We start from the raw sequence: 22,030 nt of genomic DNA, 5'->3' as shown, positions 1-22,030 counted from the left end.
TCAGGCACATTGAAGACAAGATGACCCAGGCATTGATCATGGCTCGACCTTCAATGCCTGCTCCCCATTTATCAGGGAACGATAACTGACATGGCAACTCCCAGAACTGCCAAGCAAGACAAGAAAAAAGCGGGCATTGAAACTTGGCAATGGTCGGGCAAAAACTCGCGCGGTGAAAACGTCAAGGGCGAGCTGATGTCCCAAAATATCGATCAGGTCAAGAGCACGCTAATCAGCCAAGGGATTGTGGTCAAGCGCCTGCGCAAGAAGTCCTCCCTGTTTGGCGGTAGCAAAAGAGTCAGTGGAAAGGACGTCACCATGTTCGCTCGCCAGATGGCAACGATGATTCGCGCTGGCGTACCCGTATTACAGGCGTTTGGCATCGTTGCCGAGAGTATGAAAAGCCCAGGCATGCGCCACCTGGTCGAGGATTTGATGAATCAAGTAGGAGCAGGGGCCAGCTTTTCGGAAGCCCTACGCAAGCACCCTCAGCATTTTGATAATCTATTCACCAATCTTGTTGCTGCTGGGGAGCAGGCCGGTGCTTTAGACAAGATGCTGGACCGAGTGGCTACATACAAAGAAAAGATAGACTCGCTCAAGGCTCGTGTAAAGAAAGCTCTATATTATCCTGCTGCCGTAATATGTGTCGGCTTTGGTGTGACTGCCATTCTATTAATAAAAGTCGTACCGCAATTCGAAACGCTTTTCAAAGGTTTTGGAGCTGAATTACCAGCGTTCACTCAACTCACGTTGAAGCTTTCAGAATATGCCCAAGCATATTGGTATGTAGCCATAGCCGCTATAATCGTTTCAATAATCTCTATTTCTCAAGGCATGAAAAGATCAGATAAATTTGCTTATGCAATGCATCGTTTTATGCTAAAAGTTCCTGTTTTAGGAGATATACTAGACAAATCTTCTGTCGCAAGATACTCCAGAACGCTAGCCACCACCTTCCAAGCAGGCGTGCCGCTGATAGAGTCATTGGACACCGCAGCTGGCGCTACAGGTAGTAAAGTCTATGAACGCGCGATCGCCCAGATAAAAGAAGATGTTTCTACAGGCCAGCAGCTAAATTTTGCCATGCGTAACACTCAGTTGTTTCCGACATTGGCAGTACAGATGGTGGCGATTGGTGAAGAATCGGGCTCCTTGGATGCCATGCTCAACAAGGTCGCTGACTTCTATGAAGAGGATGTCGATAACAAGGTAGATGCACTAACCTCGCTACTGGAACCCTTTATTATTGTAGTATTAGGCACACTTGTCGGAGGTCTGGTTGTCTCAATGTACTTGCCAATTTTCGAAATGGGCAACGTCATGTAGATTTCAATAACACCAACTCTTCAAGATGTGGCCGCGCCACCTCAGGGACGCGGCCGTGTCATTTACTGACAAGGACGACTCGTGGAATCACTCGCCCAACTTTCCCCCACACTGCAAGCCTGCCTAGCCGGTATATTCGGTTTGCTGGTTGGCAGCTTTCTGAATGTCGTCATCACTCGCCTGCCCGTGATGATGATGCGCCAATGGCGCGCCGAGGCCCGCGAGGCATTGGAGCTGGAAGCCGAAGACACACCGCGCTTCAATCTGCTGGTGCCCGCATCACGCTGCCCGGGCTGTGACATGCCGATCAAGTGGCACGATAACCTCCCCATCCTCGGTTGGCTGAAACGCCGTGGCCGCTGCGCCAGCTGCAATACGCGTATCAGCGCGCAGTACCCGCTGGTGGAACTGGCCGGTGGCGCGCTCGGCGCGTCCATCGCGTTGATCTACGGCCTGGAGGTACAGAGCCTGTGGATCTTCGGTGCCTGTCTGACCCTGCTGGTGCTGTCGGTCATCGACTTCCGCACCCAGCTGCTGCCAGATGCCATCACCCTGCCACTGCTGTGGGCAGGCCTCGCCTATCAGTTGCTGTTCCAGCCTCTGATGCTGCCCAGTGCCGTGATCGGCGCGATGGCGGGCTATCTGGTTCTGTGGAGCTTCTACTGGCTATTCAAGCTGGTCACCGGCAAGGAAGGCATGGGCTACGGTGACTTCAAGCTGCTCGCCGCTCTCGGTGCCTGGCTCGGCTGGCAGTGGTTGCCGCTGTTGCTGATTCTGTCGGCTGGTCTCGGGGCCGTTCTGGGCATCCTGCTGCAACTGCTGGTACCGCGTCTGCGCGGCGCCCCGATGCCCTTCGGACCTTACCTGGCGGTTGCCGGCTGGATCGCTCTGCTGTTTGGTACGCCCTTGATGAGCCTCTACCTGAGCGTGATCGGCGCATGACGACGTCCTCTCCAACCCAAGGCCCCATCATCGGTGTCACCGGCGGCATCGGCAGCGGCAAATCGAGCGTCGCGCGGCTGTTCGGCGATCTGGGCATCCAGTGGGTGGATGCCGATGATGTCTCGCGCGAAATCGTGCGCCCCGGCGAGACCGCACTGGCCGAGATCATCGCCCACTTCGGCGAGTCGATCGTCACGGCGCAGGGCGAGCTTGATCGCGCCGCACTGCGCGAGCGGATCTTTGCTGCCCCCGAGGAGCGCCAATGGCTGGAGCGCTGCACCCATCCGCGTATCCGGGAGCGGATCGTGCAGCACCTGGCGGCCATGACCAGCCCCTATCGCCTGCTGGTCTCTCCGCTGCTGTTCGAGTCCGGCCAGGACAGTCTCGTCTCACGCACCCTGGTGGTGGATGTCAGCCAGGATATCCAGCTGGCGCGCACGCTGAGCCGCGATGGTGTCAGCGAAGCGCAGGTACGCGCCATTCTTGCGGCCCAACTGCCGCGCGAGACACGACTGGCCAAGGCCGACGATGTCATCGACAATGACGGAAGCCAGGCACATCTTCGTGAACAGGTAGTGGCCATGGATGCCTACTATCGATCACTGAGCGCCCCCCACACACCGTTTCAGGACACCCCTCATGTCTGATGCCACCGCTCCCCACAATGGCAAGACACCATTGACCGTCGCTTGCCCGCAATGCCGTACCGACGTGGTATGGAGTGCCGCCAGCGAGTTTCGCCCCTTCTGCAGCAAGCGCTGCCAACTGCTGGATCTTGGCGCCTGGGCTGACGAATCCCACAGCATCGCCGGTGAGCCCGCCATGGATGAGACCAGCATCGACGAGATGGTGGCGCGCATGGAGCGCGACATGCATCAGCAGTAGCGCTCGAGAGAGACCTGCTGATTCAGGCCGATAAAAAGCTCGGCACTCAAGACGCTGGGCATAAAAAAGACCCTCGAGGCTAGCCTCGAGGGTCTTTTGTCGTTCAGGCAAGTGCCATCAACGCGCGATCATCACTTCCAGAAATCACGGATCGATGCGATACCCTGGGCGCCGACGGCGCGTGCGTGATCGCTGTCATAGCGTGACATGCCGCCCAGCGCATAGACCGGCATGCACGCCTGCTCGACCAACCCCTGGAAGTCATGCCAGCCCAGCGGCGGACGCTCAGGGTGCGACGGCGTCACACGCAGCGGCGACAATGACACGAAGTCACACGCCACACGGCCGGCCTGGTCCAGCTGCTGCTGATCATGGGTGGAGGCAGACAGCCACTTGTTGGCGGCAATCGGACGCTCGCCCTTTTCCGCCAGCTCCGCCAGACGCACGCTGGTCAGGTGGATACCATCCGCATCGACCTTGCCGAGCATGGACGGTTCGGCGTTGAGCAGCAAACGGGCGCCACGCGCATGACAGATCGCCAGCGCCTTCTCGGCACGCGCGATATAGGCCGCCTCATCCAGCTCCTTGGCGCGCAGCTGGACCAGACGCACGCCGTCCTCATCCAATGCACGCGTCAGACGCGTCTCGAAGACGTCCTCATCAGCCTCTTCCGGCGTGATCAGATACTCGCGCGGCAGCGAGACCGCCCGCAGAATCGGCAGATTCGCCGCCGGGAAGGCGTACTTGTAGAGATCCTCGATCTCGACCCAGCGCACTGCCTGCCCTTCACGACCAAAGGGCTCGCCAGTGAACTGACGCGTTTCCCACACATCCAGCAGGATGTGCTTGTCCGGGTATTCGTGATGAATACGGATCAGCGGCTGAGCACGAATGATCTCGATGCCCAGCTCTTCGCACAGCTCACGCTTGAGCGCTTCCAGACCGGTTTCGTAAGGCGCCAGCTTGCCACCCGGAAACTCCCACAAGCCGCCCTGATCCACCGTCGAGGGACGACGTGCAATCAGGACCTGGCCCTGTTCGTTTAAGATGGCGGCAGCCGCCACGTGAACCCTTCGCTTCGGCATGATGCCTGTACCTTTGACTCGCGTTGTACATCCGACTCCGCCTCGAGAGGCGAAGCCTGCGGGAGATATTGCATTACCGTTTCAGCGTAAGCCTTCGCTCTGGGGCGTCAGCTACGATAATCAGCGTTGATCGAGACGTAATCGTGGGACAGATCCGATGTCCAGATGCGAGCTTCCTGCTGTCCACGTCCCAGGCGGATGCCGATCACCAGCTCCTCCTCGGCCATGGCAGCACTGCCGGCGGCTTCGGTGTAGCTATCGGCACGGCCGCCCTGTTCGACGATGGTGACGCCATTGAGTGTGATCGCGACACCCGTGACGTCCAGCTCTTCCAGCGGCGCACGTCCGACGGCCGCCAGAATGCGACCCCAGTTGGCGTCGCTGGCATAGAGCGCTGTCTTGACCAGCGGCGAGTGCGCGACGGTAAAGCCGACGGCACGCGCCTCTTCCTGTGAACGCGCCTCGCTGACCTCGATGGTGACGAACTTGGTCGCCCCCTCGCCATCACGAATGATGGCCTGAGCCAGCTCGAGCATGACCTCCGCCAGGGCGGCCTCAAACGCGATCAAGTCTTCACCCTCGACACGCCCGGCCTGCCCTGTGACAGCCAGCATGCAGGCGTCATTGGTGGAAGTATCGGAATCGACGGTGATGCTGTTGAAACTCTTGACCACCACCCGGCGCAGCATGGCGTCGAGAGCCGCCTGATCGATGGCGAGATCAGCATCGGTGGCCACGAAGCCCAGCATGGTCGCCATGTTCGGGCAGATCATGCCGGAGCCCTTGGAGACACCCGCCAACGTCACGCTCTCGCCATTGCTCAGCGCAAGCGTCCGCCAGCTGCCCTTGGGCCGCGTATCGGTGGTCATGATGCCATGCGCCGCGGCAGACCAGTCGCCCTCGCCCAGATTGGCAAAGGCTGTCGGCAACGCCGCCGTCAGGCGATCCATCGGCAACGGTTCACCGATCACGCCGGTCGAGAACGGCAGCACTGCCTTTGCATCACAGCCGGCGATCTCCGCCAAGGCCTGGCAGGTCGCGCGAGCATCGGTCATGCCCTGCTCGCCAGTCCCCGCATTGGCATTGCCGGTGTTGATCACCAGATAACGCGGCCCGTCGACGCCTGCCGTGAGGTGCTCACGTGCGACATGGACCGGCGCCGCACAGAAGGCGTTGCGGGTAAAAGTGCCTGCAAGACGCGACCCTGCCTCGAGGGCCATGATCACCAGATCACGACGACCCGGCTTCTTGATACCGGCTTCAGCAACCCCGATCTGAAAGCCGGCAATCGCCGGCATGTCAGCGGGAAAAGTGGAAGGCCCTACCGCCATCGCTCACGTCTCCAATCATGGTGTTCTGTGACAACTGCCCCCTGCGAGCCGAATCGACGTGACTCACAGGGAGGCTGTTTGGCGCAGTGTCAGCTCAGCTTGCCGTGGCACTGCTTGTATTTCTTGCCGGAACCGCACGGGCACGGGTCGTTGCGGCCGACCTTGGGAACATCGCGGCGCATCGGCTCGCCATCGCCCTGGGCCTGAGGCTGCGCACCGTACTGTGCCTCGACGACCTCTTCTGCCGCCTGAACGCCGTCTTCACTGACCGCATCTTCATCGACACGGCGCGTTTCGGCGCTGGCCTGCTCGCGCTCGAGGTTGGCACGACGCTCTTCTTCCAGCGTGTCGACCTCTTCCTGGCGACGCACCTGCACGTGGCTGAGAATGCGCACCACGTCGGACTTGATGTTGACCAGCAGCGTCTGGAACTGCTCGAACGCTTCGCGCTTGTATTCCTGCTTCGGGTTCTTCTGGGCATAACCGCGCAGGTGGATACCGCGACGCAGGTTGTCCATCGCCTGCAGGTGCTCCTTCCAGCGCGTGTCCAGCACCTGAAGCATGACCTGCTTCTCGAAGCGGCGCATCAGCTCAGGGCCAACGGCCTCAACCTTGTCGGCATAAAGCGCTTCATGGGCGGCCTGCAGACGTTCACGCAGCGTTTCCTCATGGAAGTGCTCGTCCTCTTCCGCCCACTGCACCAGCGGCAGGTCGAGGTTGAAGTCGGTCTTGAGGTCGTTCTCGAGGCTCGGCAGGTCCCACTGTTCCGGCAGGCTCTGCGGCGGCACACGCAGGGAGATGGCGTCATCGAGCACTTCGCGACGGATGCCGGCGATGTTCTCGGCGATCTCGTCGGCTTCGAGGATGTCGTTGCGCTGTTCGTAGATCACGCTGCGCTGGTCGTTGGCGACATCATCGTACTCGAGCAGCTGCTTGCGCACGTCGAAGTTGCGACCCTCGACCTTCTTCTGCGCGCGCTCGACGGCATTGGAGACCATCTTGTGCTCGATGGCTTCGCCCTTCTCGAGCCCCAGCGCGCCCATCAGACGCTGCACGCGGTCAGAACCGAACAAACGCATCAGGCTATCTTCCAGCGACAGGAAGAAGCGCGTGGAGCCCGGGTCACCCTGGCGACCGGCACGACCGCGCAGCTGGTTGTCGATACGGCGTGATTCGTGACGCTCGGACCCGATCACGTGCAGACCGCCTGCCGCCAGCACGGCTTCGTGACGCTCCTGCCAGCCATGCTTGATCTCGTTGATCTGCTCTTCGGTCGGCGCTTCCAGCTCGGCAAGCTCGGCTTCCCAGTTGCCGCCCAGCATGATGTCGGTACCACGACCGGCCATGTTGGTCGCGATGGTCACGGCGCCCGGACGACCCGCCTGGGCAATGATGGCAGCCTCGCTGACGTGCTGCTTGGCGTTCAGGACGTGATGCTTGACGCCCGCCTTGTGCATCATCTGCGACAGCAGCTCGGAGGTCTCGACCGAGGCGGTACCCACCAGCACCGGACGCCCTTCCGCAACCTTCTCGCGGGCGTCCTCGATGATGGCGTTGAACTTCTCTTCCGCGGTCAGATAGACCAGATCATTCATGTCCTTGCGCGCGATGGGCTTGTTGGTCGGGATGACCATCACGTCGAGGTTGTAGATCTGACGGAATTCGAAGGCCTCGGTATCGGCCGTACCGGTCATGCCGGACAGCTTGTCGTAGAGACGGAAGTAATTCTGGAAGGTCGTGGATGCCAGCGTCTGGCTTTCCTTCTGGATGGCAACGCCTTCCTTGGCCTCGACCGCCTGGTGCAGACCTTCAGACCAGCGACGACCGACCATGGTACGCCCGGTGTGCTCATCGACGATGACCACTTCGCCGTTGTTGACGATGTAATCCACGTCACGCACGAACAGGTTCTGGGCACGCAGCGCAGAGTGCACGTGGTGCAGCAGGCTCAGGTTCTGGGCCGCATACAGGGAATCCTCTTCCCCGAGCAGCTCCTGGGCACGCAGCAGCGCCTCGACCTTCTGGTGGCCGAACTCGGTCAGCTCGACCTGCTTCTGCTTCTCATCGAGAGTGAAGTCGCCGCTTTCCGGATCTTCCTCATCGCTGCACTGCTCGAGCTCGCGCGCCATGCGATCGATGATCTTGTAGAGGTCGGTATTCTCTTCCACCGGACCGGAGATGATCAGCGGCGTGCGCGCCTCATCGATCAGGATGGAGTCGACCTCATCGATGATGGCGAAGTGCAGCTTGCGCTGGACCTTGTCTTCCAGCGAGAAGGCCATGTTGTCGCGCAGGTAATCGAAACCGTATTCGTTGTTGGTGCCGTAGGTGATATCGGCCTGATAGGAGGCGCGCTTGTCTTCATTGGGCTGGCCGGAGTAGATGACACCGACACTCAGGCCGAGGAATTCATACAGCGGACGCATCCAGTTGGCATCACGGGTGGCCAGATAGTCGTTGACCGTCACCACGTGGACGCCTTCGCCGGTCAGTGCGTTCAGGTAGACCGCCAGCGTCCCCACCAGCGTCTTGCCCTCACCGGTCTTCATCTCGGCGATGCGACCTTCGTGCAGCGCCATGCCACCGACCATCTGGGTATCGAAGTGACGCATGCCCATGATGCGCTTGCTGGCCTCACGCACGGTCGCGAAGGCTTCCGGCAGCAGCTTGTCGAGGTGTTCCCCTTGCGCGAGACGCTCGCGGAATTCCGTGGTCTTGGCTGTCAGCGCCTCATCGGAGAGCGGTTCAAGCTCGCTCTCGAGCGCATTGATCGCGTTGACCCGCTTGCGCAGGCGCTTCACTTCGCGATCATTCTTGGAACCCACTACCTTGGTCAGGAATTTACCCAGCATATTCTGTCCTTGTACGTGACCCGGGGCCGGGTCACGCCTTCACATATCATGACACTCAAGCGCTGCCGCCAAACGCGATGACAGGGCAGCTCGATGTGGCCCGGGGCCCATCAGGCATTACGCTCGAAAGAGAAAACGAACCTCATCATCCGCGGCGCGAACGATGAACGGGGTGTCAGGACAGAATGGGCGGCGCACGCGGCGCGATGGCATTGACGAGACCACGCAGCAGAACGCGGGTGCAGGAAACGAAGGAGCGCTGGCGCGGGAGGTTGGGACTGGCCTGGGGCGCACGACGCACCCGCTTGCGCAGGCAGCGTAGCCCCTGACGGCGACTCTCGGCACGAATCACCGCGGGTGCCAGCAACTGCATGCTGGCCAGCGTCAGATTGACGCGCTCGACCTGCGCCGCGCTCAGTCCAGCGGGGAACAGACAGCTGAGCAGCAGGCCTGCCAGCAGCCAGCGCGGCGCCGTGCGTACCGACCAGCGACGCGAAGCGCCGCTACCGGAATCCGGTAACGCACGAGGGCGTGCTGTGGCATCGACAGGGCTCATGCTGTTGCCGGACTCCCGCTCATGATAGATTGCCGGAAATCACTAAACCGGCATGCAAGCCCATGAGTATAAAGGCTAAGCGTTTCCGCGCCCAGCCCGCGGCGCGCCTGTTGAACGGCAAGGGGCAACTTGGCAGCGTCATGCGCCAGGCGCGCATGCTCGAGCAGGCCCAGCTGCACCTGCGTGCTGCACTACCCAAAGACATGCAGGAACAGGTCTTCGTCGGCGGCTATCACGATGACACCTTGACGCTGATCACCAGCCGCGCCTCCTGGCTGACCTGGCTGCGCTATGAGCAGCGTCGCCTGATCAGTGTGCTGCGCGAGCTGCCAGAACTCGCCACCCTCGCCCGCCTGGCCTTCAAGGTCCGCCCGATTCGTCCGGCCTTCGTGCCCGCGCGCCAACCACGCCACCTGCCAGAGGCTGCCGCAGAACACCTGCTGGATTGCGCTTCCCATACCCGGGACGAGCGTCTGCGCCTCGCCCTGGAGCGACTAGCGGCTCACGCATCGGATTCGAGCGACGACACCGAAACGCCCTGAGCCAACTCAAGCATTTCTTGTCTGGCATGCAAACAGCCGCGCCACCCAGAAGGGCGGCGCGGCTGTTGTCGTTTCCATCTCCGGCTGGCTAAGGCCGGAGCAGTGCTGTCAGGCTGGACGGGCTAGGTCACAGTGTTCTGCTCGTACTGTCTCTCTGAGTGCTTTTCTTCTGAAATACCTCGTCTTGCAGCTTTCGCAGATGTCATTGGCCTCGACTCAGACGGCAAGCGCCGGAGAGGCATAGGAAATCGGCATCGCATCGGAGTTCTCGAAGGTGACGATCTCGTAGCTATCGGCATTTTCCAGCAGCGCGCGGCACAGCATGTTATTGAGGCCATGACCGGACTTGTAGCCACGGAACTCACCGATGATGCTGTGACCCAGCTGATAGAGGTCACCGATGGCGTCCAACACCTTGTGCTTGACGAACTCATCGTCGTAACGCAGGCCTTCATCGTTGAGGATGCGATAGTCATCGACGACGATGGCGTTGTCGAGGCTTCCGCCCAGCGCGAGGTTCTGGGAGCGCAGGAACTCGAGATCACGCATGAAACCGAAGGTACGCGCGCGAGACACTTCCTTGACGAAGGAGGTGGTAGAGAAGTCGACCGTGGTGGTCTGCTTCTGCTGCTCGAACACCGGGTGATCGAAGTCGATGGCGAAGGACACCTTGAAGCCGTTGTGCGGCAGGAAGGTCGCGACCTTGTCACCATCACGCACTTCGATCTCGCGCTTGATGCGGATGAACTTCTTGAGCGACGACTGCTCCTGGATACCAGCGGACTGGATCAGGAAGACGAACGGACCGGCGCTGCCGTCCATGATCGGCACTTCCGGCGCGGACAACTCGACGAAGCAGTTGTCGATGCCCAGGCCTGCGAAGGCGGACATCAGGTGCTCGACGGTCGTCACCTTGGCTTCACCGTTGGAGACGGCGGTGCACATGGTGGTGTCACGGACGCTCATCGCATCGGCACGGATATGAGCCTGCGGCTCGAGATCGGTGCGGATGAAGACGATGCCGGTGTTGACCGGAGCGGGACGCAGCGTCAGGTAAACCTTGTCACCTGAGTGCAGACCAACGCCTGTGGCGCGGATCGTATTCTGGAGTGTTTTTTGTCGAATCATAGGGAGATAGCCAGTCAGCCTGAATTTGGAAACAGTGTTCATGATAACAGCAATGCAGGAATTCAACAAATTGTCACCTGCCGCTGTTAGGGAAATTCAACATTGCCTTTCGAGCACCATTGAGGCTGACCCGCGCGCCTGCTGGCCTCGTGCTGAGTATGAACACGCAATCACCAAACAGTTCTCACTCGCACTGCCATAAAACGATAATCAATGTGCAAGACAGCTTGAAGTCCTCCCTTCCTTACGCGCCCACGGCACTGGCGGATGCACCCGTGACGCACAGGCAGCGCCCCGCGCCGGCGGCGAAAGCCCCTTTTGTCTGCCCCGGAAACGACTTCACCCACCCGGGAAGCCCCGGATGGGTGAAGTCAGACTCATGATGAGCCGTGTCATCTCAGCCTCATGCCGACTGGCACATGAGCGTCAATGACGTGTCAGTCAGTGCGCATCAGTCAGCCTGGCGACGCAGGAAGGCCGGGATATCGAGATAGTCATCCATATCACGCGACTTGCGCGGCTCCGACTTCTTGGCTGCCGCTTCCTGCTCTTCCTTGGCCTGACGGGTGACCGTCGGCGTCTGCAGGCTGCGGTAATCCGCCGGCTTCTCGACGGTACGCTTGGCCGGTGCCGTTTCACGTGCCGCCGGCTTCTCGACACGACCGTCGAGACCCGCCGCCACGACAGTGACACGCAGCTCGTCGGTCATGTCCATGTCGATGGACGTCCCGACCACGATGGTGGCGTCCGGAGAAGCGAACTCCTGCACGGTGGCACCCACATCGTTGAATTCACCGATGGAGAGGTCCGGGCCTGCCGTGATGTTGACCAGGATACCGCGCGCGCCGTGCAGATCGATGTCTTCGAGCAGCGGGCTGCGAATGGCCTTCTCGGCGGCTTCACGAGCACGGTTCTCGCCGATGGCGTCACCGGTACCCATCATCGCCATGCCCATCTCGGACATGACAGTGCGCACGTCGGCGAAATCGACGTTGATAATACCCGGGCTGGTGATCAGCTCCGCGATCCCCTGCACGGCACCCAGCAACACGTCGTTGGCGGCGCTGAAGGCGCTCAGCAGGCTGGCGCTCTTGCCCAGCACAGACAGCAGCTTCTCGTTGGGGATGGTGATCAGGGAGTCGACGTGCTCGGAGAGCTCCTTCATGCCCTGCTCTGCCGCCTTCTGACGACGCGGCCCTTCGAACGGGAACGGACGCGTGACGACGGCCACGGTCAGGATGCCCAGTTCCTTGGCGACCTGCGCCACGACAGGAGCACCGCCGGTACCGGTACCACCCCCCATGCCAGCGGTGATGAAGACCATGTCGGCGCCTTGCAGCAGCTCGACGATACGCTCACGGTCTTCCATCGCCGCCTGGCGGCCCACTTCCGGGTTGGCGCCAGCGCCAAGCCCCTTGGTGATTTCACTGCCCAGCTGCAGGACAGTCTTGGCGGCCACGCGCTTGAGCGCCTGAGCATCGGTGTTGGCGCAGATGAACTCGACGCCTTCGATGTTGCTCTCGACCATGTGATTGACGGCGTTACCACCGCCGCCGCCAACACCGATCACCTTGATGACCGCGCTGCTGGAGGGTGCGTTATCTACCAGTTCGAACATATGCCCTGTCTCCTGGATCACAGTCTTTCTGTAATCCCTGTCAGAAATTTCCCTTGAACCAGCCCTTGATCCGCTCCAGCGTGGAGGTGTCGTGCTCTTGGCCGTGAACGCGTCGCGCGGCAGATTCCTCTCTGCGCACCGCGACGGTCGTCGACGATGGCGTGTGCCGCTCCTGTTTCATCCCATAATGTAGCAAACCCACGCCCGTGGAATAAATCGGATTGCGGACCACATCCGCCAGTCCACGCACATTTTGCGGGCAAGCGATGCGAACAGGCATGTGGAAGATCTCCTCCGCCAGCTCAACGACACCTTCCATGCGTGACGTTCCACCCGTCAGAACCACGCCCGCAGCCACGAGATCTTCATAGCCACTGCGACGCAATTCATCGCGGACCAGGGTGAACAGTTCCTCATACCTGGGCTCGACCACTTCGGCCAACGCTTGACGGGACAGATCACGTGCCGGTCGGTCACCGACACTCGGCACCTTGATCGTCTCGTCGCTGGAGGCCAGCTGGGTCAGAGCACAGGCATACTTGACCTTGATTTCTTCTGCATATTGCGTCGGTGTGCGCAGCGCCATGGCGATGTCATTCGTGACCTGATCACCCGCGATGGGGATCACAGCCGTATGACGAATGGCACCTTCGGTGAAGACGGCGATATCCGTGGTACCACCGCCGATATCCACCATGCACACACCCAATTCACGCTCATCCTCGGTCAGAACCGCATGACTCGAGGCGAGCTGCTCGAGAATGATGTCGTCGACTTCGAGCCCGCAGCGACGCACGCACTTCTCGATATTCTGCACGGCATTCAGTGCGGCAGTGACCAGGTGAACGCGCGCCTCAAGACGCACCCCGGACATGCCCAACGGCTCGCGAATACCTTCCTGACGGTCAATGGCATATTCCTGCGGCAGCACGTGAAGAATGCGCTGACCTTCAGAAATCGCTCGAGCGCGCGCCGAGTCGATCACGCGTTCGATATCAGACGGCGTCACTTCGCGATCCTTGATCGCCACGACACCATCGGAATTCATCGAACTGATATGACTGCCGGCGATGCCCACATATACCGAGTGGATATCGCAGCCGGCCATCAACTCAGCCTCCTCCACTGCGCGCTGAATCGACTGTACGGTCGATTCGATGTTGATCACCACACCCTTCTTCATGCCACGTGAAGGGTGGGAGCCAATTCCCGCAATTTCGATACCGCCATCATCGGTCGGCTGACCCACGATCGCGACTACCTTGGAGGTTCCGATGTCCAGCCCGACCACCATATCCTGTGATTTGGAATGTCCTGCCATAGGTCGGGCCAGCTCCTTGATTCTGGTTCATCATGAAAATAATTGCGCGCTTTGACAGACAACATGTCTGCCGCACCACCCAAAACGGGTTTACGTTCCGTTTAACCCGTACAGAGGGATTTGACTTCCCAGTATAGGAGCAGCCACTTGGGGCATACCAGCCTAAAATACCGAGGGGCGCAAATCCCCGCTAGAATAGGCGGGATTGACGACAAATGAAACTGGCGATATCGCCATTTTGCTAATACTCACACGTAAATGAAGCATGTAGTGAGTGTCGCCATTTGCCTCAACTGTCCATGCCTTCTTCGGGTGCCGTCGTCTCCCCATGCCACGCCACTGCCACTCCGTTGGGGTAACGCAGATCAATGTAGCGGATCTGCGACGCCTCATCACCCAGACGCCGCTGCCAGGCCGCCATGAAACGCGCCAGACGCGCCTCTCGATCATTGCGACCCAGCATCACCCACACCGAATCATTGACCTGAAAGCGCCAGGCGCCGCGTGGCTCCAATCGCAACTGGGAGACATTGAGCCCCAGCCCGCCCAACTGGCTCTGCAGCGCGTCAAGCTCGGCCAGCACCTCGGATCCACTACCCTTGGGCCCCGCCAGGTTGGGCAGATTGCCCAGCTGCGTGACCGGGCCCGCCTGGAAGGCATCACCGCGCACATTGAGCAATTCGCCATCATTCCAGTAGGCCACCGGCTGCTGTTCAAACAGCTCGAATTCGAGTGTATCCGGCCAGCGACGCGAGATGCTGACCTCACTCAGCCAATCGATCGCCAACGCGCGACGCCGAACCTCGCCCAATGGGACGGAGAGCCAGCTCTGGCCACGAATCAACGGCGCGATATGGCGCTGAAGGTAGGCAGCACTGACATGATCGAAGTCACCCTTGATGGTGACTCGCTCAATGGGACGGTCAAGCCAGGTCCACAATGCCTGTCCGCCCGCGACCAGCAGCGCAAGACCGAGAACGAGGCCGAAGATTGCGCCGGTAGTGCTACGCGCCGCCATCGATCAATGACCACTCTGCTGAGCGACTGACGCATCGTTTGCGTCCCGCTCGGCGAGAGTCGTGTCGAGAATACGCAGTACCAGGGTGGCGAAATCGAGCCCGACATGTGCCGCGGACTGCGGCACCAGGCTGTGATCAGTCATGCCCGGCGAGGTGTTGACTTCCAGCAGCCAGAAGGCGCCGTCCGCATCTTCCATCACATCGACACGGCCCCAACCCTCGCAGCCCAGCACGTTGAATGCCTTGAGCGAGATCTCGGCCAATTCCGCCTCGCGCGCAGCGCTCAGACCACAAGGCAGCAGATAGCGCGTGGTATTGGCGATGTATTTGGCATCGTAATCATAGAAGCCACTATCGGCTTCGATGCGAATGGCCGGCAGGACTTCGCCGTCCAATACCGACACCGTGTATTCCGGGCCCTTGATGAAACGCTCGGCCATCACCACCGCATCGAAGCGGCTGGCATCCGTCCAGGCATCCTGGAGCGCCTGGGCGTCCTCGACGATATGGATGCCGAGTGTCGACCCCTCATGCACCGGCTTGACCACCACCGGCGTACCGAGCGTCTCGAGCACCGACTGCCAGTCCGTGTCCGCCGCCAGGCGACAGGAACGCGGCGTCGGCAAGCCTTCGATATCCCAGAGCTTCTTGGTGCGCAGCTTGTCCATGCCCAGTGCAGAGGCCAGTACGCCGCTGCCGGTGTAGGGGATGCCCAGCAATTCCAGCGCACCCTGCAAGGTGCCATCTTCGCCGCCGCGACCATGCATGGCGATGAAGACACGGTCGGGGCGCAAAGCCTCGAGACCGGCCAGCCCATGCGCCATGTCATAGCCCTGCACATCGACGCCTGCGCCCTGCAGGGCCGCCAGCACCGCCGCACCACTCTTGAGCGACACCTCGCGCTCGGCGCTCAGGCCACCGAACAGCACCACGACACGTCCATAGCGCGTAGCCAGCTCAGGATTCACGCCTGTCGATCCGGACGGGGAGGAAGAGACGGTCATAGCGTCACCTCGTCAAGCTTGAGGTCGGCCCCCGCCAGTGCCAGCGCAATGCCACCGACATCGCCCGCCCCCTGGGTAATCAGGATATCGCCCGGACGCAGCACGTTCTTGAGCAGGTCCGGCAACGCACGCTTGTGCTCGACGAACAGCGGGTCCACCTGACCGCGCTGACGGATCGAGCCCGCCAGCGAGCGGCCATCGGCGCCCGGAATCATCGCTTCCCCGGCACTGTAGACATCCAGCAGCAACAGGGTGTCGACTTCGGACAGCACACGCACGAAGTCTTCATAGAGATCATGGGTGCGCGAATAACGGTGCGGCTGGTAGGCCATCACCAGACGGCGCTGCGGCCAGCCGGCGCGCACGGCGCGAATCACCATCTCCACTTCGCGCGGGTGGTGGCCATAATCGTCCACCAGCATCACGCTCTGCTCACCATCGGGTGCCGCGAATTCTCCGTGCACCTGGAAGCGACGACCGACACCGGCAAAGCTTGCCAGCGCGCGGGCGATGGCCTCATCGCTGACACCGACATCGGTGGCGATGGCGATCGCCGCCAGGGCATTGAGCGCATTGTGCTCACCCGGCATCGCCAGGGTGATCTCGAGCGGTGCATGGCCTTCCGGACGCAGCGCCGTGAAGCTGAGCTGACCGCCACCCTGGCGGAAATCGCTGATGCGGTAATCGGCATCGTCGCTGAAGCCGTAGGTCACGAACTGACGCTGAACACGCGGCAGCAGCTCACGCACGTTGGCATCATCGATACACAGCACCGCCAGACCGTAGAACGGCAGGTTGTGCAGGAATTCGATGAAGGTGTCCTTGAGGCGATTGAAGTCGCCCTCATAGGTGGCCATGTGATCGGCATCGACGTTGGTCACCACCGAGATCAACGGCTGCAGATGCAGGAAGGAGGCATCGGACTCGTCCGCCTCGGCGACCAGATACTCGCCCTCGCCCAGACGGGCATTGGTGCCCGCACTGGTCAGCTTGCCGCCGATGACGAAGGTCGGGTCCATGCCACCTTCCGCGAGCAGGGTCGCGGTCAGGCTGGTGGTGGTGGTCTTGCCGTGGGTGCCGGCAATCGCGATGCCCTGGCGGAAGCGCATCAGCTCGGCGAGCATCTCCGCACGACGCACGACGGGAATGCGATGCTCCCGCGCCCAGGCCACTTCCGGGTTGGTGGTGTCCACCGCGGTCGAGACCACGACTACATCCGCGCCTTCGGCATTGATGGCCGCATGACCGATGGCGACACGCACGCCGCACTCACGCAGGTGAGCCGTGACGGCGGATTCCTTGAGGTCACTGCCGCTGACCTCATAGCCCATGTTGCCCAGTACTTCGGCGATACCACACATGCCCACACCGCCGATGCCGACGAAGTGGATACGACGGATGCGGCGCATACCTGCACCGCGATCAGAATTGCTAGCGTTCAAGGCGAGTCTCCATGCAGCCTGCCAGCATGGTCGCTACCGCATCGAGTTCCGCACTATTGCGGGCGCGAGCGGCCATGCCAGTGAGTATCTTGGGGTCGAGCAATTCTGCCAGCGTCTCGGCGAGGCGCTCTGCAGTCAACGTATTCTGGGGAATCAGGCGCGCGGCATCCGCCTTGACCAATACCGCGGCATTGACGGTCTGATGATCATCCACGGCGTGGGGGAACGGCACCAGCACCGCAGGCCGACCAGCCGCAGCCAGCTCGGCCACGGTCAGCGCGCCGGCGCGACAGACCACGAGGTCTGCCCAGGCGTAGGCCTCGGCCATGTCACCGATGAACTCGCTGACCTCAGCCGTGACACCGGCTGCCTGATAGGCGGCGAGGGTCGCCTCCTGCTTGTCACGTCCGGCCTGATGGCGCACCACGGGGCGCGAGGCTTCCGGCAGCAAGGCCAGCGCCGGCGCGAGCGTCTCGTTGAGCGCCTGAGCCCCCAGCGAGCCGCCCATCACCAGCAGATGCAACGCACGCGCCTCGCCTGCCGTCTCGACAGCAGACTCGGACGCATGACCTGCGGCACCGACATTCGCGATCTCATCACGCACCGGATTGCCCACCACCTGAGCCCCGAGAGCGGGCGGGAAGGCGCCCGGGAAGGCGGCGTAGACACGCGTCGCCATCCGCGCCAGCACCTTGTTGGTCAGGCCCGCGATGGCGTTCTGCTCATGAATGACCAGCGGAATGCCTTCAAGGCGCGCCGCGAGCCCGCCCGGACCACTGGCGAAGCCACCGAGGCCCACCACAAGCACCGGTTTGAGCTCACGAATCACGCGCCGCGCCTGCAGGACGGCACGCGCGAGACGAAACGGGATCGCCGCATAGCCCGCCAGCCCCTTGCCACGCAGGCCCGCGACCTCGACCCGATGCAGCGGATAGCCGGCGTCAGGCACCAGACGGTTCTCGATGCCACGCGGGCTGCCCAGCCAATGGATCTCGTGACCGGCCGCCGCGAGGGCACGCGCCAGCGACAGCGCCGGGATCACATGCCCTCCCGTCCCGCCGGCCATCATCAGCACGACGCCCCTGGAGACAGTGTCTATCGAGTCAACCGCCCCCTCGGGAGCGATGGTAGAAGAAGATGACGTCATGCCTGTGCTCCTTGCGGTGTCTCGGTCGGCTTCTTGGCCTTGCGCCGGGGCGCGGCGGCATTTCCTGTCGGTGTGCGGGTCAGCTTGCGGGTCTCGGCATCGATACGCAGCAGTATCGCGATCTGCACGCAACTGACGATCAGGCTGGAACCGCCATAACTCATCAGGGGCAGGGTCAGCCCCTTGGTGGGCAGCAGTCCGCTGGCCACACCGATGTTGATGAAGGCCTGCGCCCCCAGCACGAGGGCGATACCGTAGCCGAGGTAGGCGCTGAACGGCAAGCCGGCGAGTTCAGCGCGGCGACCGATCTTGAAGGCGCGGTAGATCAGCAGTCCGAACAGCGCCACCACGGCCGTCGCCCCGATCAAGCCCAGCTCTTCGGCCAGCACGGCGAACACGAAATCGGTATGCGCTTCCGGCAGATAGAAAAGCTTCTGCACGCTGTTGCCCAGCCCCATGCCGCTCAGGTGGCCACGACCGAAGGCGATCAACGCCTGGGTCAGCTGGTAGCCACTGTCATACATGTTGGCCCACGGGTCGGTATAGGTGGTCAGACGCTCCCAGCGATAGGGTTCGGCGATCGCCAACAGCCAACCACCACCGCCGGCCAGGCCCAGCAAGACGATGAAGCCCCACCAGGCGACGCCCGCCATCAACAGCATGCCCATCACGGCACCGCCCATGACCACGATGGAGCCAAAGTCAGGCTCCAGCGCCAGCAGCACGATCATCAGCAACAAGGGAACGCAGGGCAGAATGAGGCCGTTGACGACGCTGGCGCGCACCTTGTCGAGGCGGCGGTCCAGATAGCCGGCCAGCCAGATCATCAGACACAGCTTGGCGATCTCGGAGGCCTGCACCCCGCCGACCAATGGCAGCGGTATCCAGCGCTTGGCGCCGTTGATCTCGCGCCCGACCACCAACACGACCACCAGCAGCACGAAGCCCAGCATCAGCATCGCGAAGCTGCGCTGCTGCCAGGCGGACATCGGCACGCGCAGCGTACAGAAGGCGGCCACCAGGCCGATCACGATGAATATGCCGTGGCGCATGCTGTAGTAGAAGGCATTGCCATCGAAGCGCTCGCTCGAGATCTCGCTGGAGGCAGACGTCACCATCACCCAGCCGATACACAGGATCGCCAGCGCGCAGAACAGCAGCCAGCCGTCGACGGGCTGACGCTCTGCCGTCAAGGTGTCATGGACTCGCCGGGCCTTGTTACGCATCGCAGGCTTCCTTGTCGCTGCCGCCAGGGCCAGAATTGCAGTCAGCACCGGACATGATGTGCTGCGTGACCCAGTCACGGAACGCGTCGCCGCGCGCCATGTAATTGGGGAACTGATCGAGACTGGCGCAGGCCGGTGACAGCAGCACGCAGTCCCCCGCCTGTGCGATCTGTCGAGCATGACGCATGGCCTCCAACAGCGTCATGACTGGCGTCACGGTAACGTCATCGGCCAGGGCTTGCGTCAATAGCGGCGCATCCTGACCGAACACCACCGCCTCACGGGCGTAACGGGCCAATGGCGCCGCCAGCGGCGTGAAATCCGCGCCCTTGCCCTGGCCACCGGCCAGCAATATCAGCTTGCCCTCGAGCGTCGGGCCGAGACCGGCAATCGCCGCCAGCGTCGCCCCGACATTGGTGCCCTTGGAATCATTGATCCAGCGCACGCCCGCCACCTCGGCAATCAGCTCGCCGCGATGCGGCAAGCCCGCGAAGCTTGCTAGCTCGGCGACCATCGCCGTCTCGTCGAGGCCGATCGCGGTGCCCATCGCGAGTGCCGCCAGCGCATTGGCCTGGTTGTGGCGACCGGCCAGTCGCACCTCCGCAGCAGGCATCACGCTGCGCAGCTGGCCAGACTCGACATGACACAGCGACAGCGTGCCGCCCTGCTCCGCCAGGCGCCATTGCGCCTGCCTGGCAGCCTCATCGGTCGACTCATCGGCCGACTCACCGAGCTGCACGCTGAAGCTGACTCGCGCCACCGCATCATTCTCGGCCGGCCAGCTCCAGGCGTCATCGGCATTGATGACCGCAAGGCCTGCGCCGCGGAAGATGCCGCGCTTGGCGGCCTGATAGCCGCGCATGCCATCGTGGCGATCAAGATGATCTTCAGAGAGATTCAGGAAGCAGGCGACATCGGCCTTGAGCTCAGGTGTGGTCTCGAGCTGGAAGGAAGACAGCTCCAGCACGTAGAGTTCGGCATCAGGCTGCTCACGCAACAAGGTCAGCGCGGCGGTGCCCAGATTGCCGCCGACCGCCACGTCACGACCGGCACGCGCGGCCATCTGCGCGATCAGCGTGGTCACGGTGGACTTGGCGTTCGAGCCGGTGATCGCGACCAGCGTTGGCCGCTTGCCCTGCGCATCGCGGGCCTGACGCTCGTCCAGCGCGCGCACGAAGAGTGCGATCTCGCCGACCAGTCGCTCGCGAACCCCATCGAATACCGCCTGACGCGGGTCGATGCCCGGACTGAGCACCACCTCGCCGAAGCGTGACAGGTCCAGCGATTCAAGTGGGCCGAGATGCACCTCGGCCTGCGGCGCATGCTCGCGCAGGCTCTCGAGGCCCGGCGGTGCGCTGCGGGTATCGGCGACGGCAAAGTCGATGCCGCGATCACTCAGATGGCGAGCGATCGCCTGTCCGGAGACACCAAGACCGACCACCAGGGTCGGTCCTTTGGCAGGCACCGGCGAGGCCGGTGCTTGGGAGGTGACAGAGAGGGTCATCGCGAATGCGTCCTCAGCGAACCTTGAGTGTGGCCAGGCCAAGCAGCACCAGCACGACGGTGATGATCCAGAAGCGCACGATGACGCGCGGCTCCGGCCAGCCTTTCAGCTCGAAGTGGTGATGCAGCGGCGCCATGCGGAAGATGCGTCGCCCGGTCAGCTTGTAGGAGCCGACCTGCAGGATCACCGAGACGGTTTCCATCACGAAGACGCCGCCCATGATGAACAGCACGATTTCCTGACGCACGATGACCGCCACGACACCCAGCGCCGCGCCGAGTGCCAGCGCGCCCACATCGCCCATGAAGACCTGGGCGGGATAGGTGTTGAACCACAGGAAACCGAGGCCGGCACCCGCGATGGTGGCGCAGAACACCGCCAGCTCACCGGAACCGGCGATGAACGGAATGTGCAGATACTCGGCGAACTTCAGGTTGCCCGAGGCGTAGGCGAAGATGGCCAGGCCCATGGCGACCAGCACGGTCGGCATGATCGCCAGACCATCGAGGCCATCGGTGAGGTTTACCGCATTGGAGCTGCCGACGATCACGAAGTAGGTCAGCACCATGTAGAACACGCCCAGCGGGATGACGACGTCCTTGAAGAACGGCACCAGCAGGCCCGTCTCGGCCGGCGTGCTCGCCGTCAGATACAGCACCACGGCGGCGCCGATGCCCACCACCGACTGCCAGAAGTACTTCCAGCGCGCCGGCAGGCCACGCGGATTCTTCTCCACCACCTTGCGGTAGTCATCGACCCAGCCGACGGCACCGAAGCCCAGCGTGACGGCCAGCACCACCCAGACATACAGGTTGGTCAGATCGCCCCACAGCAGAGTGGAGACGGCCATCGACAGCAGGATCATCACGCCGCCCATGGTCGGGGTGCCGGCCTTGGAAAGGTGAGACTTGGGGCCATCGTCGCGCACGGCCTGGCCGATCTGACCATCGACGAGCTTGCGTATAACCCAGGGACCCAGCCATAGACACAGCAACAGTGCCGTCAACGTGGCCAATACCACGCGCAGGGTCAGATAATTGAAAACCGTAAAGGCGCCATTGAATTGGGCCAGAAACTCAGCAAGCAGCAGCAGCATGAC

General features: G+C 62.0%; 19 protein-coding genes. 5 read left to right on the top strand and 14 right to left on the bottom strand.

What is annotated here, in order from left to right; all coding sequences use genetic code 11:
- Positions 1 to 90 precede the first annotated feature (90 nt).
- The 4 genes from CLAM6_RS03840 to yacG all read left to right on the top strand — a co-directional run bounded on the left by CLAM6_RS03840 (position 91) and on the right by yacG (position 3,156).
- On the top strand, positions 91 to 1,329 hold the full coding sequence (locus CLAM6_RS03840; RefSeq protein ID WP_153635189.1) for a type II secretion system F family protein: 1,239 nt from the start codon (positions 91 to 93) through the stop codon (positions 1,327 to 1,329).
- An 81-nt stretch (positions 1,330 to 1,410) separates the two neighbouring features.
- On the top strand, positions 1,411 to 2,271 hold the full coding sequence (locus tag CLAM6_RS03835; RefSeq protein WP_172978616.1) for a prepilin peptidase: 861 nt from the start codon (positions 1,411 to 1,413) through the stop codon (positions 2,269 to 2,271).
- A complete protein-coding gene (coaE, locus tag CLAM6_RS03830; protein ID WP_153635188.1) occupies positions 2,268 to 2,918 on the top strand; it encodes a dephospho-CoA kinase in 651 nt (216 codons plus the stop codon). The genes CLAM6_RS03835 and coaE overlap by 4 nt, the downstream gene beginning before the upstream one ends.
- Positions 2,911 to 3,156 carry a DNA gyrase inhibitor YacG gene (gene yacG, locus CLAM6_RS03825; protein ID WP_153635187.1) on the top strand — a complete coding sequence of 82 codons (246 nt, stop codon included), beginning with the start codon at positions 2,911 to 2,913 and terminating at the stop codon, positions 3,154 to 3,156. Before coaE ends, yacG begins: the two co-directional genes overlap by 8 nt.
- Positions 3,157 to 3,287: 131 nt before the next feature.
- Here yacG and CLAM6_RS03820 read toward each other — a convergent pair whose 3' ends face one another.
- The 4 genes from CLAM6_RS03820 to CLAM6_RS03805 form a co-directional block, all read right to left on the bottom strand.
- Positions 3,288 to 4,241 (bottom strand): Nudix family hydrolase, encoded by a 954-nt coding sequence (locus CLAM6_RS03820; protein ID WP_043332483.1) that lies wholly within the window; start codon positions 4,239 to 4,241, stop codon positions 3,288 to 3,290.
- 107 nt (positions 4,242 to 4,348) lie between these two features.
- Complete coding sequence (gene argJ / locus CLAM6_RS03815; protein ID WP_153635186.1) at positions 4,349 to 5,572, bottom strand: bifunctional glutamate N-acetyltransferase/amino-acid acetyltransferase ArgJ; 1,224 nt, start codon at positions 5,570 to 5,572, stop codon at positions 4,349 to 4,351.
- An 89-nt stretch (positions 5,573 to 5,661) separates the two neighbouring features.
- A complete protein-coding gene (gene secA, locus CLAM6_RS03810) occupies positions 5,662 to 8,424 on the bottom strand; it encodes a preprotein translocase subunit SecA (protein WP_153635185.1) in 2,763 nt (920 codons plus the stop codon).
- A 175-nt stretch (positions 8,425 to 8,599) separates the two neighbouring features.
- The gene (locus CLAM6_RS03805; RefSeq protein WP_153635184.1) at positions 8,600 to 8,980 is read right to left on the bottom strand and encodes a hypothetical protein; all 381 of its coding nucleotides are present in this window, start codon (positions 8,978 to 8,980) and stop codon (positions 8,600 to 8,602) included.
- A 62-nt stretch (positions 8,981 to 9,042) separates the two neighbouring features.
- On the opposite strand from CLAM6_RS03805, the gene CLAM6_RS03800 reads away from it, so the two are divergent.
- Positions 9,043 to 9,522: a DUF721 domain-containing protein gene (locus CLAM6_RS03800; protein WP_054555084.1), complete on the top strand. Its 480-nt coding sequence runs from the start codon at positions 9,043 to 9,045 to the stop codon at positions 9,520 to 9,522.
- 216 nt (positions 9,523 to 9,738) lie between these two features.
- Here the strand turns inward: CLAM6_RS03800 and lpxC are convergent, their stop codons facing one another.
- From lpxC to mraY, 10 genes are all read right to left on the bottom strand, one after another.
- Positions 9,739 to 10,650, bottom strand: coding sequence for a UDP-3-O-acyl-N-acetylglucosamine deacetylase (gene lpxC, locus CLAM6_RS03795; protein ID WP_054555085.1), 912 nt, complete (start codon positions 10,648 to 10,650; stop codon positions 9,739 to 9,741).
- Between the two features lie 451 nt (positions 10,651 to 11,101).
- Entirely contained in the window at positions 11,102 to 12,268 is a 1,167-nt protein-coding gene (gene ftsZ, locus CLAM6_RS03790; protein WP_043332494.1) for a cell division protein FtsZ, read from the bottom strand.
- A 40-nt stretch (positions 12,269 to 12,308) separates the two neighbouring features.
- A complete protein-coding gene (ftsA, locus tag CLAM6_RS03785) occupies positions 12,309 to 13,589 on the bottom strand; it encodes a cell division protein FtsA (protein ID WP_043332496.1) in 1,281 nt (426 codons plus the stop codon).
- A 289-nt stretch (positions 13,590 to 13,878) separates the two neighbouring features.
- Positions 13,879 to 14,607 (bottom strand): cell division protein FtsQ/DivIB, encoded by a 729-nt coding sequence (locus tag CLAM6_RS03780; RefSeq protein WP_153635183.1) that lies wholly within the window; start codon positions 14,605 to 14,607, stop codon positions 13,879 to 13,881.
- 3 nt (positions 14,608 to 14,610) lie between these two features.
- On the bottom strand, positions 14,611 to 15,576 hold the full coding sequence (locus CLAM6_RS03775) for a D-alanine--D-alanine ligase (protein WP_054555189.1): 966 nt from the start codon (positions 15,574 to 15,576) through the stop codon (positions 14,611 to 14,613).
- 32 nt (positions 15,577 to 15,608) lie between these two features.
- Positions 15,609 to 17,021, bottom strand: a complete 1,413-nt coding sequence (gene murC / locus CLAM6_RS03770) for a UDP-N-acetylmuramate--L-alanine ligase (RefSeq protein ID WP_054555190.1) — start codon at positions 17,019 to 17,021, stop codon at positions 15,609 to 15,611.
- 22 nt (positions 17,022 to 17,043) lie between these two features.
- Positions 17,044 to 18,120, bottom strand: coding sequence for an undecaprenyldiphospho-muramoylpentapeptide beta-N-acetylglucosaminyltransferase (gene murG, locus CLAM6_RS03765; protein WP_153636776.1), 1,077 nt, complete (start codon positions 18,118 to 18,120; stop codon positions 17,044 to 17,046).
- Positions 18,121 to 18,197: 77 nt separating this feature from the next.
- Positions 18,198 to 19,427 carry a putative lipid II flippase FtsW gene (gene ftsW, locus CLAM6_RS03760; protein ID WP_052384394.1) on the bottom strand — a complete coding sequence of 410 codons (1,230 nt, stop codon included), beginning with the start codon at positions 19,425 to 19,427 and terminating at the stop codon, positions 18,198 to 18,200.
- The gene (murD, locus tag CLAM6_RS03755) at positions 19,420 to 20,931 is read right to left on the bottom strand and encodes a UDP-N-acetylmuramoyl-L-alanine--D-glutamate ligase (protein WP_153635182.1); all 1,512 of its coding nucleotides are present in this window, start codon (positions 20,929 to 20,931) and stop codon (positions 19,420 to 19,422) included. Before murD ends, ftsW begins: the two co-directional genes overlap by 8 nt.
- 13 nt (positions 20,932 to 20,944) lie before the next feature.
- Positions 20,945 to 22,027: a phospho-N-acetylmuramoyl-pentapeptide-transferase gene (gene mraY, locus CLAM6_RS03750; protein WP_043332504.1), complete on the bottom strand. Its 1,083-nt coding sequence runs from the start codon at positions 22,025 to 22,027 to the stop codon at positions 20,945 to 20,947.
- Between the last annotated feature and the right edge of the window lie 3 nt (positions 22,028 to 22,030).

Origin of the sequence: Cobetia sp. AM6 (assembly GCF_009617955.1) — a bacterium.
GTDB classification, from domain to species: domain Bacteria; phylum Pseudomonadota; class Gammaproteobacteria; order Pseudomonadales; family Halomonadaceae; genus Cobetia; species Cobetia amphilecti.
The sequence above is the reverse complement of the archived record's forward strand: the minus strand, read 5'-3'. Positions and strand labels throughout refer to the sequence as shown.

Bases quoted from the DNA above. Each gene is read 5' to 3' on its own strand.
- mraY (WP_043332504.1), bottom strand. From the start codon at position 22,027: ATGCTGCTGCTGCTTGCTGAGTTTCTGGCCCAATTCAATGGCGCCTTT.
- coaE (WP_153635188.1), top strand. From the start codon at position 2,268: ATGACGACGTCCTCTCCAACCCAAGGCCCCATCATCGGTGTCACCGGC.
- CLAM6_RS03820 (WP_043332483.1), bottom strand. From the start codon at position 4,241: ATGCCGAAGCGAAGGGTTCACGTGGCGGCTGCCGCCATCTTAAACGAA.
- murG (WP_153636776.1), bottom strand. From the start codon at position 18,120: ATGGCCGGCGGGACGGGAGGGCATGTGATCCCGGCGCTGTCGCTGGCG.
- murC (WP_054555190.1), bottom strand. From the start codon at position 17,021: ATGCGCCGCATCCGTCGTATCCACTTCGTCGGCATCGGCGGTGTGGGC.
- ftsA (WP_043332496.1), bottom strand. From the start codon at position 13,589: ATGGCAGGACATTCCAAATCACAGGATATGGTGGTCGGGCTGGACATC.
- yacG (WP_153635187.1), top strand. From the start codon at position 2,911: ATGTCTGATGCCACCGCTCCCCACAATGGCAAGACACCATTGACCGTC.
- argJ (WP_153635186.1), bottom strand. From the start codon at position 5,572: ATGGCGGTAGGGCCTTCCACTTTTCCCGCTGACATGCCGGCGATTGCC.
- CLAM6_RS03800 (WP_054555084.1), top strand. From the start codon at position 9,043: ATGAGTATAAAGGCTAAGCGTTTCCGCGCCCAGCCCGCGGCGCGCCTG.
- murD (WP_153635182.1), bottom strand. From the start codon at position 20,931: ATGACCCTCTCTGTCACCTCCCAAGCACCGGCCTCGCCGGTGCCTGCC.
- CLAM6_RS03780 (WP_153635183.1), bottom strand. From the start codon at position 14,607: ATGGCGGCGCGTAGCACTACCGGCGCAATCTTCGGCCTCGTTCTCGGT.
- ftsZ (WP_043332494.1), bottom strand. From the start codon at position 12,268: ATGTTCGAACTGGTAGATAACGCACCCTCCAGCAGCGCGGTCATCAAG.
- CLAM6_RS03840 (WP_153635189.1), top strand. From the start codon at position 91: ATGGCAACTCCCAGAACTGCCAAGCAAGACAAGAAAAAAGCGGGCATT.
- secA (WP_153635185.1), bottom strand. From the start codon at position 8,424: ATGCTGGGTAAATTCCTGACCAAGGTAGTGGGTTCCAAGAATGATCGC.
- ftsW (WP_052384394.1), bottom strand. From the start codon at position 19,427: ATGCGTAACAAGGCCCGGCGAGTCCATGACACCTTGACGGCAGAGCGT.
- lpxC (WP_054555085.1), bottom strand. From the start codon at position 10,650: ATGATTCGACAAAAAACACTCCAGAATACGATCCGCGCCACAGGCGTT.
- CLAM6_RS03805 (WP_153635184.1), bottom strand. From the start codon at position 8,980: ATGAGCCCTGTCGATGCCACAGCACGCCCTCGTGCGTTACCGGATTCC.